The organism is Bradyrhizobium sp. CIR18, from assembly GCF_014198295.1.
GTDB lineage: Bacteria > Pseudomonadota > Alphaproteobacteria > Rhizobiales > Xanthobacteraceae > Bradyrhizobium.
Genome location: NZ_JACIHF010000017.1, coordinates 80,454 through 98,556 on the forward strand (window position 1 = coordinate 80,454; position 18,103 = coordinate 98,556).

Below are 18,103 nucleotides of genomic sequence, written 5' to 3' on the forward strand. Positions count from 1 at the left end.
TCAGCGGGCCTGTTTCTTCAGCAGCATCGCGCCGGCGATCACCAGGACAGGCACCATGACTGCGAGCGCCAGGAGATCGTTGTGGAGGGTGTCGAACGCCAGGCCCTTGGAGAAGGTGCCGCGCGAGATCGTGACGAAATAGGTGGCGGGATAGAGCCGTCCAATCAGCGCGCCGGCCCCCTGCAGCGACGACACCGGGTCGATCAGCCCGGAATACTGGATGGCCGGAATCAGCGTGATCAGCACCGTGCCGAACAGGGCCGCGATCTGGCTGTTCATGAAGGCCGAGATCACCAGCCCCATGCCGGTCGTCGCCGTGACGTAAAGCAGCGCGGCGAGCGCGTAGGTCGGAAAGCTCCCAGTGAAGGGCACGCGGAAGACGACGAGGGCAAAGCCAACCAGGAGGAGGAAGTTTCCGAACGCCAGCACGACATAGGGCAGCTGCGTGCCGAGCAGGAATTCCAGCCGCGTCACCGGCGTCACGTAGAAATTGACGATCGAGCCGAGCTCCTTCTCGCGCACGACCGCGAGCGCCGCGAGCACCGCCGGGATCATCACCAGCAGCAGCGGAATAATGCCCGGCGCCATGGCGACGACGCTGATGACATCGGGATTGTAGCGATAGCGCAGCTGGAGCTGATAGGAGCCGGCGATTGCCGCCTCGCCATAGAGCTCACGGCCCATCTGCGCGAGCCAGGTGGCGTGGATCGCCTGGGCATAGGAGCGCAGCGTTTCGGCCCTGGTCGGATTGGCGCCGTCGACCCAGGCGCCGATCTCGACATGGCGGCCGCGGCTGACGTCGCGGCCGAAGCCCGCCGGCAGCTCGATGGCGAGCCCGATCTCGCCGGCGCGCATGCGGCGGTCGAGATCGGCGTAATCGGTGATAGGGGATTTTTCGGTAAAATAGCGCGAGCCCGCGATCTGGAGGCTGTAGTCGCGGCTGATCGCGCTGTCGTCGCGGTCGAGCACGGCGAAGGTCAGGTTCTCGACGTCCATGCTGATGCCATAGCCCAGCACGAACAGCAGCAGCACGCTGCCGAGGATTGCGAGCGTGGCGCGGATCGGGTCGCGCCGCAGTTCGAGTGCCTCGCGCCGGGAATAGGCGAGCATGCGCGTCGGATTGAACGTCGCACCGCGCTTGCGCGGCGGTTCCGCTGTCGCGGCCGGTAGGGGCGATGCGATCGCAGGCTGGCCGGCCGGCTCCGCCGTATCCGCGATCGCCTCCTCCAGGCAGGCGATGAAGGCCTGCTCCAGCGTCGCGGTGCCGCGCGCGGCCACGATCGCGGCGGGGGTGTCCGACGTCAGCACCTTGCCCGCATGCATCAGCGAGACCCGGTCGCAGCGCTCGGCCTCGTTCATGAAATGGGTCGAGACGAAGATGGTGACGTTGTCCTTGCGGGAGAGCTCGGCGAGGATCTGCCAGAAGCGGTCGCGGGCGACCGGATCGACGCCGGAGGTTGGCTCGTCGAGGATGAGGATGTCGGGCGCATGGATCATGGCCACCGCCAGCGACAATCGCTGCCGCAGCCCGAGCGGCAACGCATCGGGCAGGGCGTCGGCGACGTCGGCGAGGTCGAACCGGCCGATCATCTCTTTGATGCGCGGGGCGACGGTGTCCGCCGGCAGCTCGAACAGCCGCGCATGCAGGTCGAGATTTTGCGCGACCGTGAGCTCCGAATAGAGCGAGAAGCCCTGCGACATGTAGCCGATGCGCCGCCGCACCGACATGTCGCCGGCATCGATGGTCTTGCCGAACAGCCGCGCGGTGCCTTCGCTTACGGGCAGGAGGCCGGTGAGCATCTTCATGGTCGTGGTCTTGCCGCACCCGTTCGAGCCGAGGAAGCCGAAGATCTCGCCCTTCCTGATGCGGAAGCTGACGTCGTCGACGGCGACGAAGCCGTTGAACCGTCGGGTCAGGTGGTTGGCCTCGATCGCTATCTCGTCGTGGTCTTCACTCCGCGGCGGGATCACGACATCGGTATGGTCGCCGCGATCCGCTTCGGGCAAGAGGCGGATGAAGGCGTCATCGAGCGTGTCGGCCCCGGTCTGCCGCTTGAGCTCGGCAGGCGTTCCGGTCGCCAGCACGCGGCCAGCGTTCATCGCGATCAGGACATCGAACTGCGCGGCCTCTTCCATGTAGGCGGTCGATACGATCACGCTCATGCCGGGCCGGCTGTCGCGGATCGAGCTGATTAATTCCCAGAACTGGCGGCGCGACAGCGGATCGACGCCGGTGGTCGGCTCGTCCAGGATCAAGAGCTCGGGATCGTGGATCAGGGCGCAGCACAGGCCGACCTTCTGCTTCATGCCGCCGGAGAGTTTTGCTGCGGGCCGGTCAGCGAAAGCCGTGAGCCCGGTGTCGCGCAGCAGGCCGGCGATCCGCCGGTGCCGCTCGGCCTTGTCGTGTCCGAACAGGCGGCCGAAGAAGTCGATGTTCTCGAACACCGACAGCGTCGGATACAGATTCTTACCGAGGCCCTGCGGCATGTAGGCGATGTCGGGGCACACGTTGCGGCGATGGCGCGAACTCGCCATATCGCCGCCGAGGACGTTGATGCGCCCCTGCTGGATCGCGCGGGCCCCGGCGATCAGCGAGAGCAGGCTCGATTTGCCGACGCCGTCGGGGCCGATCAGTCCGACCATGCAGCCGGACGGCAGGTCGAGCGTGATCGCATCCAGCGCGCGAGTCTTGCCGTAGCTCAGGCCAACGCCTTCCAGATGCACCACGCTGCCGCGCCCGGCAGGCAGCTCGGCTGCGGCCGTCGTGCTCATCTCGTCAGCTTGATGTTGAGATTGCCGGGCCATTGCGCGGCCGGATCGAGCTGCACATACGCCATGCCGGGCAGGCCGGTCTTCACATGCTCGATGTGCTGGCGCAGCAGCTCCGGCGCGATATGCGCCTTGATGCGGAACATCAGCTTCTGGCGTTCCTCCTCGGTCTCGACGGTCTTGGGCGTGAACTGTGCGACGTCGGCGACGAAGGTGGCCTTGGCAGGGATCACGTATTGCGGGATGGCGTCGAGCACGAGGCGAACCTCGGCGCCCATCGCGACGCGCCCGGCATCGGCCGTCGGCAGGAAGAACGTCATGTAGACGTCGCCGAGATCGACCATGTTGAGGACGCGGCCGCCGGCGGCGAGCACTTCGCCGGGCTGCGACACGCGATACTGCACGCGGCCGTCGCGCGGCGCCTTCAGCACGCTGTCGTTGAGGTCGGCATTGATGCTTTCGATCGCGGCCTTCGCGGCGTCGACCGAGGCGCCGGCATCGATCACCATGGCACGGGCGGAGCTGATCGCGGCCTCGGATGCGGCGACCTGAGCGTGGGACGCGGCGAGCGCCGCCTTGGCCGTGGCGTTGGCGGAACGGTCGTCGTCCAGCACCTGCTGCGATACCGCACTGGTTCTGATCAGTTGCTCGGAACGATCGAGCTTGCGGCTCGTGGTGTCGAGCTGAGCGATGCGCTGGTCGACCACGGCCTCGGCGGCCCTGCGTTCGGCTTCACGCTGGTTCACCAGGCTCTTCGCGGTCTCGACATTGATCGTCGCGCGCTTGAGCTGCGCGTCGGCCTGGCGGCGCTGGGCCTGCAATTGCTCGGTGTCCATGCGCGCCAGAACCTGGCCCGCGCGCACGAAGTCACCTTCGTTGACCAGGATCTCGCGAATCCGGCCCGGCGTCTTGGTCGCGATGTCGATCTCGACCGCCTCGATGCGGCCGTTGCCGCGGGCGAAGCCTGCCGGCAGTGTGTTGGTATCGCGGTGCTGCCAATAGTAATAGCCGCCGCCAGCAACGAGCACGGCGATCGCGGCGATGACGCGACCCGGGGTGAAGTTCATCTGTTCAAAACGCCGTGAGGCGGCGCCCACTGTTGAGACACGAACGCCCGGCCGCCGAAGGTGCGGAAGGGCGAGCCCAACATTGCAGCGAATTTTGCATCGCAGCTTGATGCAGATCAGACGGCGGCGCGCTGCACCCGTGCCTCATGTTTGGGCGGCGCGCCATCGTCGCCGCTCGTCCGCGCAGATTGCTCAAGCGGACGAGCCAGGCTTGCTGAACAGATGACCATCCGCGATCCAGGCCGCTTCACTTCACCAGCGGGCAACCGCCATCCTTCAGGGGCCGAAACGCCTGATCGGCGGGCACCTCGGCGAGCAGCTTGTAGTAATCCCACGGCCCCTTGGATTCCTCCGGCTTCTTCACCTGGAATAGATACATGCTGTGCACCATGCGGCCGTCCTCGCGCAGCACGCCGTTGTCGGTGAAGGCGTCCTTCACCGGTAGCTCGCGCATCTTCGCCATCACCGTCTTGGTGTCCCTGATGCCGGCGGCCTGCACCGCCTTGAGGTAATGCAGCGTCGCGCTGTAGGTCGCCGCCTGGTTCATCGTCGGCATGCGCTTGACGCGCTCGAGGAAGCGCTTGCCGAAGGCACGGGTCTTGTCGTTGAGATCCCAGTAATAGGCCTCGGTGATGATCAGGCCTTGCGCGAGCTTCAAGCCCAGGCTGTGCACGTCGGAGATGAACATCACGATCGCGGCCAGGTTCTGGCCGCCGGCGACGATGCCGAACTCGCCGGCCTGCTTGATCGCGTTGATGGTGTCGCCGCCGCCGTTGGCGAGGCCGATGATCTTGGCCTTGGAAGCCTGGGCCTGGAGCAGGAACGAGGAGAAATCGGCGGTATTGAGCGGATGCTTGACGCTACCCGGCACCTTGCCGCCCGCGGCCTTCACGACATCGCCGGTATCGCGCTCGACCGAATGGCCGAACACGTAGTCGGCGGTGAGGAAGAACCAGGTGTCGCCGCCGTTCTTGACGATGGCGCTGCCGACGGTGTGCGCGTTGGCATAGGTGTCGTAGGTCCAGTGCGCGGTGTAGGGCGAGCAGGATTTTCCCGTGATGTCGGAGCTGGCCGCATCCGTCACGATCATGATCTTCTCATACTGCTTCGACAGCTCCATCACCGCGAGCGCGGTCGCCGACGTCGGCAGGTCGATGATCATGTCGACGCCTTCGGTCTCCCACCATTTGCGGGCGATGGTGGAGGCGACGTCGGGCTTGTTGAGCACGTCGGCCGAGACCATGTCGATCGGCTTGCCGAACATCTGACCGCCGAAATCCTCGATCGCCATTTTGGTGGCCTCGACATTCCCCATGCCGCCGATGTCGGAATAGACGGAGGAGAAGTCGGAGAGCACGCCGATCTTGAGCGGCGCCTGCTGGGCCGAGGCAGGGGTGATCAGGGCAGCCGACAGCAAGCTGGCCGCAGACACGAGTGCTGCGATGGGTCTCATGGATACGTTTCCTGTTGAGCGGGACTATTCTGTCCATTTGTCCGACAAAGCTAGAGCCGGGTTCCGGCGGAGTCAATTTCCTCCGCGGATGTTATGAATGATGTAGTTTGACGCACCTGACGTCAGTGCTTATAGTTTGTCGGACAATCGCCATTGGAGGCCGGTTTGCCCATCGCGCCGCTGTTTCGACCGATCGATGTCGCGCCGGCCTATCAGAAGGTCGCCGACGCCATCGAACGCGAGATCGTCAATGGCCGCATCAAGCCCGGCGATCCCATTGGCACCGAGCACGACCTGGTCCGCCAGTTCGGCGTCAATCGCTCGACCATTCGCGAAGGCATTCGTGTGCTGGAGGAGGGCGGGCTGATCCGGCGCGATTCCTCGCGCCGCCTGCACGCTTGCCTGCCGCGCTACAGCAAGCTCGCAAGCCGTCTCAGCCGCGCGCTGGTGCTGCATGAGGTCACCTTCCGCGAGCTCTATGAGGCCTCGATGACGCTGGAGGTCGCCAGCATCGAGGGCGCCGTGGAGCGCGCGACGGACGAGAACCTCGCCGAGCTCGACGCCAATCTGCTGCGCAGCGAGGCCGTGGTCGGCGATCCCGCGATGCTGGCCGAATGTGATGCCGAATTCCACGTGCTGGTCGCAAAAGCCTCGCAGAACCGCGTGCTCCAGCTCGCGCGCGAGCCCGCGGCGCAATTGTTCTATCCAACCACCGAGATGATCGTGACCGGTGTCGCCGAAGGCGGTCCGCGTCTCGTCGCGGCGCACCGCCATCTCATCGACGCGATCCGCGACCGCGACCGCGAGGCCGGCGTGCTTTGGACGCGCCGGCATTTGCAGGACTGGCGCCGCGGCTTCGAGAAGATTGCTTCGCTCGATCGCTCGGTCGAGCACATGTACATGGAGCACGCGCAGGCGGCCCGGCGAAGATAGCGCCGCATGATCCGGAAAAGTGTGAAGCGGTTTTCCGGCAAGATCATGCGCAAAAGAGAAGGCGCAAGATCTCAAACAAGAAATCCAACAAACAAAGACATCACCCGGAGGGACACATGACCGAGACCGCAGCCACCATCGCGAAGGCCCGCGAACATTCCATCGGCGATCTCCTGCGCCGCTCGGCAGGGCGCGAACCGAACAAGCTCGCAGTGAGTTGCGGGGATGTGAGCTGGACCTTTGCCGAGATGGACGCGATCTGCAACCGGCTCGGCCGCGGTCTGCTCGGGCTCGGCGTGAAGAAGGGCGACCGCCTCGCGGTGCTGTCGCGCAATTCGCACGCCTTCGCCGCGCTGCGCTTCGCAGTGGCGCGGATTGGCGCGGTTCTGGTGCCGATCAACTTCATGCTCAATCCGGACGAGATCAATTTCATCCTGAAAAGCTCCGGCGCAAAGTTGCTCGCGACCGGTCCCGATTTCGTCGAGCCGGCGAAGGCCGCCAGCGCGAAAGACTGTGCGGTCGAAAAAATGATCTGGCTGCCGGGCGAGGATCCCGCGTCGGCGCCGGCGGGCCTCACCACCTTCGACGATCTGCTTCATTCCGAAGGCTCGTTCCTGGATGCCTCGGTCGATAGCCGCGATCTCGCGCAGATCGTCTACACCTCAGGTACCGAATCGCTGCCCAAGGGTGCGATGCTGACCCACGAAGCCGTGATGTGGCAGTATGTCAGCTGTATCATCGACGGCGGCATGAGCGTGGACGACAAGTTCCTGCACGCGCTGCCGCTGTATCACTGCGCCCAGTTGGACGTGTTCCTCGGGCCACAAGTCTATCTCGGTGCCTCCGGCGTCATCACGGGCAAGCCGACGGCCGACAACATCCTGGCCCTGATCCAGGCCCACAAGATCACCTCGTTCTTCGCGCCGCCGACGATCTGGATCGCGATGCTGCGCTCGCCGAATTTCGACAAGTCGGACCTGTCGTCCCTGCAGAAGGGCTATTACGGCGCCTCGATCATGCCGGTGGAAGTTTTGCTCGAGCTTCAGCGCCGCCTGCCCGCCGTAAAATTCTGGAACTTCTACGGCCAGACCGAGATCGCGCCGCTCGCGACCGTGCTGCGGCCGGAGGACCAGCTGCGCAAGGCAGGCTCGGCGGGCAAGCCGGTGCTCAATGTCGAGACGCGCGTCGTCAATACGTCGATGGAAGACGTTGAGGTCGGCGAGGTCGGCGAGATCGTGCACCGTTCGCCGCATCTGTTGTCCGGCTATTACAACGATCCCGTGAAGACTGCGGCAGCGTTTGCCGGCGGCTGGTTTCACTCCGGCGATCTCGCCACCGTCGACGAAGAGGGCCACATCACCGTGGTCGACCGGGTCAAGGATATGATCAAGACCGGCGGCGAGAACGTCGCCAGCCGCGAGGTCGAGGAGATGGTGTATCGTATCCCGGCGGTTTCCGAGGTCGCCGTCGTCGGCCTGCCCGATCCGCGCTGGATCGAGGCGGTCACCGCCATCGTCGTGGTCAAGAGCGGCGAAAAGCTGGACGAGGACGCCGTCATCAAGCACTGCGCCGGCCAGATGGCGCATTTCAAGGTGCCCAAGCGCGTCATCTTCGTGGATGCCTTGCCGAAGAATCCGAGCGGCAAGCTGCTCAAGCGCGAGCTGCGCCAGCGCTTCGTCGGCGGCGAGACGCTCGACAAGGCGATCCAGAAGAATTTTGGCGCGTAAGGCCGGGCGGCTACTGGCTGCGTCGTGATCGAGTTCGCTAGCCGGCGCCGCCGGCCAGCTTCCTGACGTCGTCGGGCGTCTGCCCGAAGCGGCGGCGGAATGCGCGATGGAAGTAGGATACGTCGTGGAAACCGGCGAGATGCGCGATCTCGATGATCTTGCGCATGCGCATGGCGGGATTTCGCAGCAGGCGTTCGGCGCGCAGCAAACGCTGCTCCAACACGAAGCCGCTATAGGTGATGCCGGCCTGCTCGAACAGCAGCTGGATCGTGCGCGGGCTGACCCGGTGCGCGGCTGAAAGCAGGGTGAGAGACAGTGCAGGGCTGTCGAGCTGCGCCAGGATGTCGGACTTGAGGGTTTCGAGACGCGCTGCCGCCAGGCCGCGCATGCGAGCCTGCTCGGCGACATCGCCGCGCGCTCCGATCATCAGCACCGAAAGATCGAACAGGTGCTGCGAGACCGCGTCCAGCTCGGCGGGGCCGAGCTTGTCGGCATACTCATGCGCGAGATCATAATAGCGCAGGAACATCGATGTGATCGGATTGGCGCCGGGGATCGAGCGTGCAATCAAATCCTCGGCATTCGGGCACGCGCGCAGCAGCGCCTTGCGGGGCAGCAGTGCGGTCTGGAAATTGCCGTGCTCGATCTGGGTGATGCATGCGCCCTTGATCGAGGGGTCGCCGATGGTGACGTCGCCCGCGGCGATCTCCAGCGGGCGCCTTCCCATGGCCCCGGACAGCGCCGAATTGGGCGACATCGTAATGATCAATTCGTCGTTCGTGCCCAATGACACGAAAGACATTGGCGTGCCGAAAGAGGCCGAGAGCCTGACACGAGGAAGAATTGCCGGCGCTATGGTCCGGTGGACACGCCCGTCGCCGACCGGCACGAAATCGACGTTAGCCACCTGACGGCAAAACTGCTCGCGCCATCTTTCATAGGCCGGGCCATTCGGGTCGCCATCGAATGAGAGTTGTGGCTGGATCATCGATCGGAAGGGCAGGTTTGTTGGCGGTTTACGGCAGGTTGTATCGTCAGGCCGGTGGCCCGCAACGGCAAAAGCGGCCGATTGCGTGATAAGCCACTCGCAATGGCGCGCAGAGACCGCGACCAGGTGCCGCAGTCCCCGTGTGCGTGGAGTGCAAAAGCACTTTGCGCCGTGGCGTTCGGGTGGCGGTGAGCTTCAGTACTTCTTCACTGCCGCCCCGAACGCCAGCCACAGCACCATTGAGGCGAGGCCGAAGCCGCCGAGCAGCAGGAAGGTCGGCCCGTAGCCGATCCATTGCGCGATCCAGCCGCCGAGCGCCGGACTGAGGCTGGCGCCGATGCCCTGCACCGTAATCACGGCGCCCTGGCCGAGATTGATGCGGCCGCTGCCGTTCAGCGCGCGCGCGACCATGCCGGGGACGGCAACCGTCTGCAGGCCGGTGCCGATACCGTCGAGCACCTGCATCGGTACGACGCCCCACCATCCCGTGACGAAGAAGGCCAGCACGCCGCGGATCGGCAGGAACATGAAGGACACCAGGATCACGGGCCAGTAGTTGCGCTTGCTCGCGGCCTTCATCGCGATCAGCGAGGTCACGATCATGACGCCTTGCGCGATCACCACGGTGGTCGCGACGAAGCTCGGGCCGTTGGCCTGTCCCTCGGCCACCGCCGCAAGTCCGTAGAGCGGAACGATGGCGGCATTGCCGAGATGGAAAAGGGCGAGCGCAAGTGCCAACACGAGCAGCGGCTTGTGCTTGAGCAGCATCGTCATCGCATCCGGCGGAGCCTTGGAGTCGTCTTCCTTGCTGCCGCGTGCGGCACGGTCGTCGATCGCCTTGGCGGGGATCATCATCACACAGGCGATCGCGATGGCGCCGAACACGGCCGCCAGCACGAACACAGCGACATAGCCGAACCTGTAGCCGAGATAGCCAGACAATGCCGCGCCGACCATGTTGCCGGCGTGGTTGAACGCCTGGTTGCGGCCGTTCAGCGCGTTGAATCCCTTCTGCTTGGCGATGCCGAGCGTGATGCCTGTTACCGCCGGTACGATGGCGGCGCTCGCCAGCGATTGCGCCACTTGCGAGAACGTCACCGCCCAGAAGTTCTGCGAGATCAGGATGATCGCGGAGGCGAGAACGACGCAGATGCCGGGAATGACGACCCACAGGCGTTTGTTGCGGCTGGAATCGATGAAGCCGCCGATCGGCGTCGTGACCAGCATGCCCGCGACATTGCCGATCGTCATCGCGGTGCCGATCAGCCCGGTCGCCCAGCCGCGCTCCTGGAGGAAGACCCCGACGAACGGCCCAATGCCCGACTGCATGTCGGCCATGAAGAAGTTGAGCGCGAACAGAGGCCAGATACGGGACGAGGAGGGAGGCCGCGATGTCATCGATACCCAAACATGCTCTTCGTGTGTCGCGATCCTCTTGACCAAGCCTTCCGGCGTGGACCTGAACGTAACGGGCGCTCGCCGCGTTGGTTCCAGTCTGTCCTTGCGCTCATCGATCTTGCCGAAAGCGCGGTCGCAATGTCATCCTGCGATCTTCCCACGGAGCTCTGGTCATGCCTCTCTGGACCTGCGAAACCTGCGGTGCGCAATTCCCGAACGGCGGAAATCCGCCCGCCTCCTGCGTGATCTGCGAGGACGAGCGGCAGTTCGTGAACTGGAAAGGGCAGACCTTTCTCACGCGCGAGGAGCTCGCGCGGGGGCACCGACTGGTGGGACGCGACGATCTTGGCCTCACCGGGATCGCCCTGGAGCCGAGCTTCGCCATCGGACAGCGCGCGCTGCTGGTGCCTCAGGGCGACGGCTGCGTGATGTGGGATTGCATTCCGCTCGCAACCGATGAGGCCATCGAATACGTCGCAGCGCTCGGCGGACTGAAGGCGATCGCGATCTCGCATCCGCATTACTACGGCGCGGTCGCCGACTGGAGCGATACCTTTGGCGGCGTGCCGGTCTATCTGCATGCCGACGATCGCGCTTTCGTCACGCGGCCGCATCCCTCGATCGTGCACTGGACCGGCGAGAGCCACCGCATCTCAGACGATGTGCTGCTGCTACGCACCGGCGGTCATTTCGCCGGCGCCACCATGCTGCATTGGCAACGCGGTGCCGAGGGCAGGGGCGCGCTGCTCGCCGGCGACATCGCCCAGGTGACGATGGACCGCCGCTTCGTCAGCTTCATGTATTCCTACCCCAACTACATGCCGCTCAACGCCGCCGCGGTGCGGCGGATTGCGGCCGCTGTCGAGCCGCTTGCCTTCGATCGCATCTATGGCGCCTGGTGGGGCCGCAACATCGCTGGCGGCGCCAAGGCCGCCTTTGCGGCGTCGGTGGAGCGCTACATCGCGGCCATCAGCTGAGCCGGCGAGCGGATCTGATTTATCTTGCCGGCCTCGAATAACTGTACTATAAGTACAGTTATTAAATCTGCTGCCATGACGCAGCTGCGAGCCCGGCATGATCGATGCATCGTGGAAGCTGCGGCGCTGTGCGGCCGCGTAAACGGAGTTCGGTTCATGACGGCGCACTACGAGATCTTCGAGGCTGGCGACGTTGTCCTCCAGTCCGGGACCGTTTTTCCTTCGCTGAAGCTTGCCTACAAGACCTATGGCACGCTGAGCGCTGCAAAGGACAACGTCATCCTCTATCCGACCTCGTTCAGCGCGCAGCATTTTGACACCGAGTGGCTGATCGGGCCCGACGGCGTGCTCGATCCCACGCGCTACTTCATCATCATCCCGAACCTCCTGGGCAACGGCCTGTCGTCCTCGCCGTCGAATAGCGCAGCGCCGTTCCCCGCGGTGACCTATCACGATGCGATTGCGGTCCAGCATCGGCTGCTTGCCGAGCGCTTCGGCATTTCAAAGCTGGCCCTCGTCTATGGGTGGTCGATGGGCGGCATGCAGGCCTATCACTGGGCGGCGCTGCACCCTGATATGGTCGAGCGTGCAGCCGTGGTCTGCGGCAGTGCCCGCTGCGCGCCCTATAACCATGTCTTCCTGGAGAGCGTGAAAGCCGCGCTGACCGCCGATCCCGCCTTCCGCGACGGCCGCTTCGCCGAGAAACCCGTCGCCGGCTATCGCGCCATGGGGCGGGTCTATGCCGGCTGGGCGATGTCGCACGGCTTCTATCGCGACGAGCTCTGGCGCGAGGCCGGCTTCACCTCGCTGGAAGATTATCTCGTCCGCGTCTGGGACGCGACGTTCGCCCGGCGCGACGCCAATGATCTCTTGGCGCAGGTCGGCATCTGGCAGCGGGGCGACATCAGCCGCTGTGAGGCATTCGGCGGCGATCTCAATCGCGCACTGGCGGCGATCAAGGCGCACATGCTGCTGATGCCGGGCGCGACCGACCGCTATTTCGACGTCCGCGACAACGAGGATGAGCTCGGCCGGCTGGTCAACGCGAAATCGGCCGTGCTGCATCCGATCCCGTCGCTGCATGGCCATCGCGCCGGCAATCCCGTTGGCAATCCGCGCGACCAGGCTTTTCTCAAGGCCGAGGTCGCGGCGCTTCTCGGCAAGTAAGGCAGGCATTTTGATCATGACCGACGCGACCGTTTCAGAGTCCGGCCACCGCCTGAAACCGCTGACGCCGGCCCTGCTGCGCGAATTGTCGGCCCGCTCCAATCTCAGAGGCGCGGCGCAGAGCCTTGGCCATTACGGCGTGATCATGCTGGTGGGCGCGCTGATCTGGAAGGTCTCGTCGACGTGGGGCGTGCTCTGGGCGCTGCCGCTGATGGCGGTGCAGGGCTATGTCGTCGCCTTCCTGTTCATGGCCGTGCACGAGACCGCGCACAAGACCGCGTTCAAAAGCCGCAGCCTCAACCTCGTCGTCGGTTATCTCTCGGCCTTCCTCATCGGATTGCCTTACGAATATTACTGCCTGTTTCACTGGGACCATCACCGCTACACCCAGGATCCGAACAAGGATCCCGAGCTGATCGTCGGCGTGAAACCGACATCCGACACGCAGCTCGCACTCGCCTATAGCGGCCTGCTCCAGGTCGCCGGTCGTCTCCGGCTGATGCTTGGCCATGCGGTCACCGGAAAGGTCACCGTGCCCTGGATCCCCGAAAACAAACGCGCCGTCATCGTGAGAGAGGCGCGTGCCTATGTCGCGGTCTACGTCCTGCTGCTCGCGCTCTCGCTGTGGTTCTCGTCAGCGCTGCTGCTCTGGGTCTGGCTCGTCCCGCTCGTCATCGGGCAGTTCTTCCTGCGGCCCTATCTCTATGCCGAGCATACCGGCTGCGAGCGGACCCGCAGCGCTTTTCAGAACACCCGCACCACCTATACCGCCACGGTGGTCAAATGGTTCGCGTGGAACATGCCCTACCATGTCGAGCACCACGCCTATCCCTCGATACCGTTTCACGCGCTACCGAAGCTGAACGAGATCGTCGACGGTGAGATCGTTTATCGCGGCCGCGGCTACATCCAGACGACGCGCGAAACCTGGGCCTGGTTTCGCCGGCAGCGGCAGGCCGGCTAACTCAACGCAAAACTCCGGCCGCGGCGCGACCGGAGCTTTGTTTGGAAGGCGGGGTATCAGTAGATCCCGTACGCACAGACATTCACGATGCGGACGCGCATGCCGTGACGGGTCTGAACGAGGCGCTCCTGGTAGCAGTTGCTGACGCCGGTGTTGACGTAGACGCCGCCGAAGCCCCAGCCCGGACCCCAGCCATGACCCCAATGGTGATGGTGGAAACCGCCAGCCGAGGCGGCGGTGGGCGCGAGAGCGGCAACGCCGAGCGAACCGGCGGCGATCAGACCGAGAGCAAGCTTACGAAACATCTTCATTCTCCAGTGTGGCGCTAAGGCCGTTGTTGTGTCCCTGCATCTCGGTCGGGCCGAGACGCGAATGCGTTCACCCGTGAGGAGGAGAATCGTGTTTCAGGAGTGTTTCGTGGGCTGCGGCGAAATATGCCGGCATTATGTTTTCCGCGCCGCGCGATAGCGCGCGGCCATCGCCTGCGTCAACTCCGCCATCTTGTCGCGGAGGTCGGCGGGCTCCAGCACCTCGGCCTCGGGGCCGAGCCGCAACAATTCGGCCGCGGCGTGCCAGGACGTCTTGCCGACAGGCACGCGCGCAATGCGCCAGCCGTCTGCATCGCTGGTCTCTTCAATCTCCGTACGCGCCTTGATGTAGGGCTGGCTCAGCGCATCGAGCAGCTTGACGCCGAACGGCGACAACCGGACGATCGCGACATTGGGATGCATCTCGGCCTCGAGACGCAGCGTCGCGGCCTGCCAATAGGCGGCGAGATCGAAATCGGCCGGCCGATCGAAGCCGTCGTCGAGCGCTGTGCAGTCGAGCACGCGCGCGACGCGATAGGTGCGCACGCTGGCGTCGACCTGGCCGGCGAAATACCAGCTCCCGCCCTTCAGCACGAGACCTAGCGGCGCGAGGCGACGCTGCTTTTCCGCGCGCCAGCTCTGGTAGCGGATCTTGATCAGTGTCCCGCGCAGCACGGCGCCGGCAATCGTGCGCAGATGCTTCGGCTCTTCGGCCTCGCCGAACCAGCCCGGCGCGTCCAGATGAAAGCGTTCCTGCATCCGGCTGGCGTCCCGGCGCAGATGGACGGGCAGCGCCGCCATCAGCTTGTTCTGCGCGGCGATCATTGCCGCATCCAGCCCCAGCGCCGCCGCCGGGCCCGGCAAGCCCGCCAGGAACAGCGTCTCGGCCTCGCTCTGCGACAGGCCGTTCAGCCGCACGCGATAGCCGTCGAGCAGCCGATAGCCGCCCTCCGCGCCACGGTCGGCGTAAACGGGAACGCCTGATGCCGCGAGCGCGTCGATGTCGCGATAGATCGTGCGGACCGAGACCTCGCAGGCCTCCGCGAGCTCGGGCGCGGTGACTTGCCCCCTGGCCTGGAGGGTGGTGAGGATCGACAACATTCGGCTCGCGCGCATGATTGCTTAAACCATACCTGACACAGGATGTCAGGTATGGCCCGCTACAAGCTGCGCCACCGCCCGCTGGCCCGATGGAGACCTGCCATGACCGATCCGAACCGCATCACGCTGTATTACTCGCCGCAAAGCCGCGCCACCGGCACGCGGGTGCTGCTGGAGGAGCTGGGTGCCCCCTACGATCTGCACGTGCTCAACATGAAGGCCGGCGAGCAGCGTCAACCCGCCTATCTCGCCATCAATCCGCTCGGCAAGGTCCCGGCGATCCGCCACGGCGATGCCCTGGTGACCGAGCAGGTCGCGATCACCATCCATCTCGCCGATCTCTTCCCGCAGGCCGGTTTGACGCCCGCGCTGAACGATCCGCTGCGTGGTCCTTATCTGCGCTGGATCGCCTATTACGGCTCATCCTTCGAGCCGGCGCTGATCGACAAGTTCCTGCAGCGCGAGCCGGCGCCGATCACGCAGTCGCCCTATGCCGACTACGACACCATGTTAGGTGCGCTCGAAGCGCAACTGTCGAAGGGACCTTATCTGCTCGGCGAGCGGATGACGGCTGCCGACGTGTTGTGGGGCGTGGCGTTCAGCTGGACCATGATGTTCGGCATCGTGCCGAAGAAGGACGTCTTCGTCCGCTATGCCGAGCGCATGACCGCGCGGCCTGCGTTCCAGCGCATCAATGCGGCGGACGACGAGATGGCGGCGCTGCATGCGAAGGCGGTTGGAGGCTGAGCAGGCGCCTCAATCTCCACTGTCGTCCCGGGGCGCGCGTAGCGCGAACCCGGGACCCATAACCACAGGGAGATATTTTGCGAAGACCCGGAGTGATCAGCTTTGCTCCATAACCACTCCCTGTGGTTATGGCTCCCGGATCTGCGCTTCGCTTGTCCGGGACGACAGTTGCGCTTGCCGCGCGCTCGTACTCCCTGACCAATCCCCTCAAAACCTCGGCGCTCGCTTCTCCGCGAACGCCTTGATGCCTTCCTTGATCTCGTCGCCGCGCATGCTGTCGCGGTGGCGCTGGTCGGCGGCGCGGTCATCGAGCTCACCGCGGGCGAATTCGTTGATCGCGCGCTTCATGCCGCGCATCGCCTCCGGCGCGTTGCCGGCGAGGATTCCGGCGAGCTTGTCGACCTCCTCGTCGAGGAATTCCACCGGTACCATCGCGGTGAGATAGCCGATGCGCAGCATCTCCGGCGCGCTGATCTTCTGCGCCGTCAGGAACAGCTTCTTCGCGTTGTCGACGCCAAGCCGGGTGACGTAGCGTTTGATGCCACTCCTGTAATAATGCAGCCCGAGCCGCGCTGCCGGCATGAACATCTCGGCGGTGTCGACGCCGATGCGGAAATCGCAGGCGAGCGCGAGGTCGGTCGAGCCGCCATAGACGCCGCCGTTGAGCCGGCAGATCGTCGGCACGCCCAGATCCTCCAGCCGGTTGACGACCACCTCAAATGCAGAGCCCGCGCTCTGCTGCTCGTTGGCGCTGACGGCGCGCTCGGCGACCGAATTGAGGTCATAGCCTGCCGAGAAGGCGCGTCCGGTGCCGGTCAGCACCAGCACACGGATGGCTGGATCGGCTTCGACCAGATCGAACAGTCTGACGAGCTCGTCGAGGTCTTCGGCCTGGAGCCGGTTGAGATGCTTCGGCCGATTGAGGCGGATGGTGGCGCGGGCGCCGTCGCCTTCGAGCACGGGGCCGGTGGCTGCGTCGGTGATGTCCGACATCTTGTCTCCTTTTATCTGTTTTCGAGTGCGCGCCGTTTCGCCTCGGCGTCAATGGTCTCGGCGAGATCTGGATGTCGTGCCATCAGCACGCGGAAGTCGACGAGGTCGAGCACCAGAAGCCGCGACACTTTCGTGGTCGAGACGTTGGCGCCGCGCATGTTGTTGCCGAGCAGCGCCATCTCGCCGAAGAAGGCGCCTTCGCCGAGCTGCACCTTCTTGCCGGGCAGCTCGACCTCGACCTCGCCGGCGGCGATGAAATACATGCAGTCGCCCTGCGCGCCCTTGCGGATGATCATGGTGCGCGCCGGCAGCTCCATGGTCCGCAGCATGTGGGTGACGTCGGCAATCGCGGCGGGGCCGAGCGCCGCGAAGAACGGTACCTTGCTGACGGATTCCCAGGTCTTGAGGAAATTGTCGCGCCGCGTCTCGGCGGCAAATCCGGTCGCCAAAATACCGGTCCAGAGGCCGAACACGCCGAGGCCGGAGATCATCACCGCGGCCGCCACGATGCGGCCGAGCGGCGTAACCGGCACGACGTCGCCGTAGCCGGTGGTCGTGAGTGTGACGACGGCCCACCACAGCGCAGCGGGGACGCTGCCAAAAGTCTGCGGCTGCACGTCCCGCTCCAGGAAATATTCGGCGACGGAGGCGAGGAAGACCACCATCAGGAAGATCACGAGCACGCTGAGCAGCGGGCCCGATTCCAGCACCAGCACGCGGCGAAGCTGCCGAAGGCCGGGGATGCCGGGGACCACCTTCAACACCCAGAGCACGCTGAGCAGCCAGGCCGTCTTCGGCTCGGCACCGAGGAGAAGCGCGACCGGCACCGCCAGCGCCCCGATCGCGTCGACCAGCCCGGCGGAGGAGGACATGTACAGCGAGAGCCGCCCCTGCTGCGTCATGTGGCGCAGCCGCACCAGCCATTCGAACACGAAATAGGCGAGGCAGGTCCATAGCAGGGTGTTGATCCAGCCATGCGCCTCCTGGGCGCGCTTGTCCGACAGCAGGACCATGCTGAGCACGCCGACGGTCACAGCCACATAGGCCGCCTTGGTCATGTTGCGGCCGGCCGTGGCGGCCGCGAACTGGGCCAGAGCGGAAATCAGCGGCTTGGACATGCGGGCAGGCGGCTCGGTCTTGAGACAAGTCCTCGGGTCCCGGCGGGACGCCGGCGTCAAAGTGCCCGCCTGGGCGGGGGCCGTCAACGACAGGCAGGCGGCGTGATCGGCGCTGCTGCGCCGGGCGGCCGGTCCGTGCCGCCATCGTTGGCGGAATGCCTTACCTGAAATGCGGCGGCTCGTCGTAGCCACGGCGGCTGCTGAAGAACAGCAGCACCATCAACCCGACGCCGACAATGACGGAAAACCCTGCGCCCAGTGCCAGCGCCACATAGCCTTCCGTCGGGATCGGCTCACCTTCGACCGCCATTGCGGAATAGGCGAAGTAGCCGGCCGCCGCCAGCATTCCCAGAAGGAGGATGATGAGGAGTGCACGCATGCTGCGGTCTCCGG

The 18,103-nt window shown here is 65.1% G+C and carries 16 protein-coding genes; 6 read left to right on the forward strand and 10 right to left on the reverse strand.

Annotation, left to right across the window (positions count from 1 at the left end; translation table 11 throughout):
• The 3 genes from rbbA to GGD65_RS34315 all read right to left on the reverse strand — a co-directional run bounded on the left by rbbA (nucleotide 1) and on the right by GGD65_RS34315 (nucleotide 5,289).
• Nucleotides 1-2,772: a ribosome-associated ATPase/putative transporter RbbA gene (gene rbbA, locus GGD65_RS34305; RefSeq protein WP_183238119.1), complete on the reverse strand. Its 2,772-nt coding sequence runs from the start codon at nucleotides 2,770-2,772 to the stop codon at nucleotides 1-3.
• Complete coding sequence (locus tag GGD65_RS34310) at nucleotides 2,769-3,836, reverse strand: HlyD family secretion protein (RefSeq protein WP_183238120.1); 1,068 nt, start codon at nucleotides 3,834-3,836, stop codon at nucleotides 2,769-2,771. Before GGD65_RS34310 ends, rbbA begins: the two co-directional genes overlap by 4 nt.
• Nucleotides 3,837-4,083: 247 nt before the next feature.
• Nucleotides 4,084-5,289, reverse strand: coding sequence for an ABC transporter substrate-binding protein (locus GGD65_RS34315; RefSeq protein ID WP_183238121.1), 1,206 nt, complete (start codon nucleotides 5,287-5,289; stop codon nucleotides 4,084-4,086).
• Between the two features lie 165 nt (nucleotides 5,290-5,454).
• Between GGD65_RS34315 and GGD65_RS34320 the strand changes: the two genes are divergently transcribed.
• Together GGD65_RS34320 and GGD65_RS34325 are read left to right on the forward strand one after the other, a co-directional pair.
• The gene (locus GGD65_RS34320) at nucleotides 5,455-6,222 is read left to right on the forward strand and encodes a FadR/GntR family transcriptional regulator (RefSeq protein WP_049815037.1); all 768 of its coding nucleotides are present in this window, start codon (nucleotides 5,455-5,457) and stop codon (nucleotides 6,220-6,222) included.
• 116 nt (nucleotides 6,223-6,338) lie between these two features.
• Entirely contained in the window at nucleotides 6,339-7,949 is a 1,611-nt protein-coding gene (locus GGD65_RS34325; RefSeq protein WP_183238122.1) for an acyl-CoA synthetase, read from the forward strand.
• Between the two features lie 37 nt (nucleotides 7,950-7,986).
• Here GGD65_RS34325 and GGD65_RS34330 read toward each other — a convergent pair whose 3' ends face one another.
• Both GGD65_RS34330 and GGD65_RS34335 read right to left on the reverse strand, forming a co-directional pair.
• Nucleotides 7,987-8,706, reverse strand: a complete 720-nt coding sequence (locus GGD65_RS34330) for an AraC family transcriptional regulator (RefSeq protein WP_246783508.1) — start codon at nucleotides 8,704-8,706, stop codon at nucleotides 7,987-7,989.
• A gap of 426 nt (nucleotides 8,707-9,132) precedes the next feature.
• Entirely contained in the window at nucleotides 9,133-10,335 is a 1,203-nt protein-coding gene (locus GGD65_RS34335) for an MFS transporter (protein WP_183238124.1), read from the reverse strand.
• A gap of 173 nt (nucleotides 10,336-10,508) precedes the next feature.
• On the opposite strand from GGD65_RS34335, the gene GGD65_RS34340 reads away from it, so the two are divergent.
• From GGD65_RS34340 to GGD65_RS34350, 3 genes are all read left to right on the forward strand, one after another.
• Nucleotides 10,509-11,312: an MBL fold metallo-hydrolase gene (locus tag GGD65_RS34340; protein WP_183238125.1), complete on the forward strand. Its 804-nt coding sequence runs from the start codon at nucleotides 10,509-10,511 to the stop codon at nucleotides 11,310-11,312.
• Between the two features lie 156 nt (nucleotides 11,313-11,468).
• Complete coding sequence (locus GGD65_RS34345) at nucleotides 11,469-12,479, forward strand: alpha/beta fold hydrolase (protein WP_183238126.1); 1,011 nt, start codon at nucleotides 11,469-11,471, stop codon at nucleotides 12,477-12,479.
• A 16-nt stretch (nucleotides 12,480-12,495) separates the two neighbouring features.
• Nucleotides 12,496-13,443, forward strand: coding sequence for a fatty acid desaturase (locus GGD65_RS34350; RefSeq protein WP_183238127.1), 948 nt, complete (start codon nucleotides 12,496-12,498; stop codon nucleotides 13,441-13,443).
• 56 nt (nucleotides 13,444-13,499) lie between these two features.
• Here the strand turns inward: GGD65_RS34350 and GGD65_RS34355 are convergent, their stop codons facing one another.
• The gene (locus tag GGD65_RS34355) at nucleotides 13,500-13,748 is read right to left on the reverse strand and encodes a hypothetical protein (protein ID WP_026202545.1); all 249 of its coding nucleotides are present in this window, start codon (nucleotides 13,746-13,748) and stop codon (nucleotides 13,500-13,502) included.
• A gap of 138 nt (nucleotides 13,749-13,886) precedes the next feature.
• Entirely contained in the window at nucleotides 13,887-14,867 is a 981-nt protein-coding gene (locus tag GGD65_RS34360) for a YafY family protein (protein WP_183238128.1), read from the reverse strand.
• Between the two features lie 87 nt (nucleotides 14,868-14,954).
• Here GGD65_RS34360 and GGD65_RS34365 point away from each other — a divergent pair, with 87 nt between their 5' ends.
• Entirely contained in the window at nucleotides 14,955-15,599 is a 645-nt protein-coding gene (locus tag GGD65_RS34365; RefSeq protein ID WP_183238129.1) for a glutathione S-transferase family protein, read from the forward strand.
• 207 nt (nucleotides 15,600-15,806) lie between these two features.
• On the opposite strand, the gene GGD65_RS34370 is transcribed toward GGD65_RS34365, so the two are convergent.
• From GGD65_RS34370 to GGD65_RS34380, 3 genes are all read right to left on the reverse strand, one after another.
• Nucleotides 15,807-16,592 carry an enoyl-CoA hydratase/isomerase family protein gene (locus tag GGD65_RS34370; protein ID WP_183238130.1) on the reverse strand — a complete coding sequence of 262 codons (786 nt, stop codon included), beginning with the start codon at nucleotides 16,590-16,592 and terminating at the stop codon, nucleotides 15,807-15,809.
• An 11-nt stretch (nucleotides 16,593-16,603) separates the two neighbouring features.
• A complete protein-coding gene (locus GGD65_RS34375) occupies nucleotides 16,604-17,710 on the reverse strand; it encodes a cyclic nucleotide-gated ion channel (protein ID WP_018321416.1) in 1,107 nt (368 codons plus the stop codon).
• Between the two features lie 160 nt (nucleotides 17,711-17,870).
• Nucleotides 17,871-18,089 carry a hypothetical protein gene (locus GGD65_RS34380; protein ID WP_018321417.1) on the reverse strand — a complete coding sequence of 73 codons (219 nt, stop codon included), beginning with the start codon at nucleotides 18,087-18,089 and terminating at the stop codon, nucleotides 17,871-17,873.
• Between the last annotated feature and the right edge of the window lie 14 nt (nucleotides 18,090-18,103).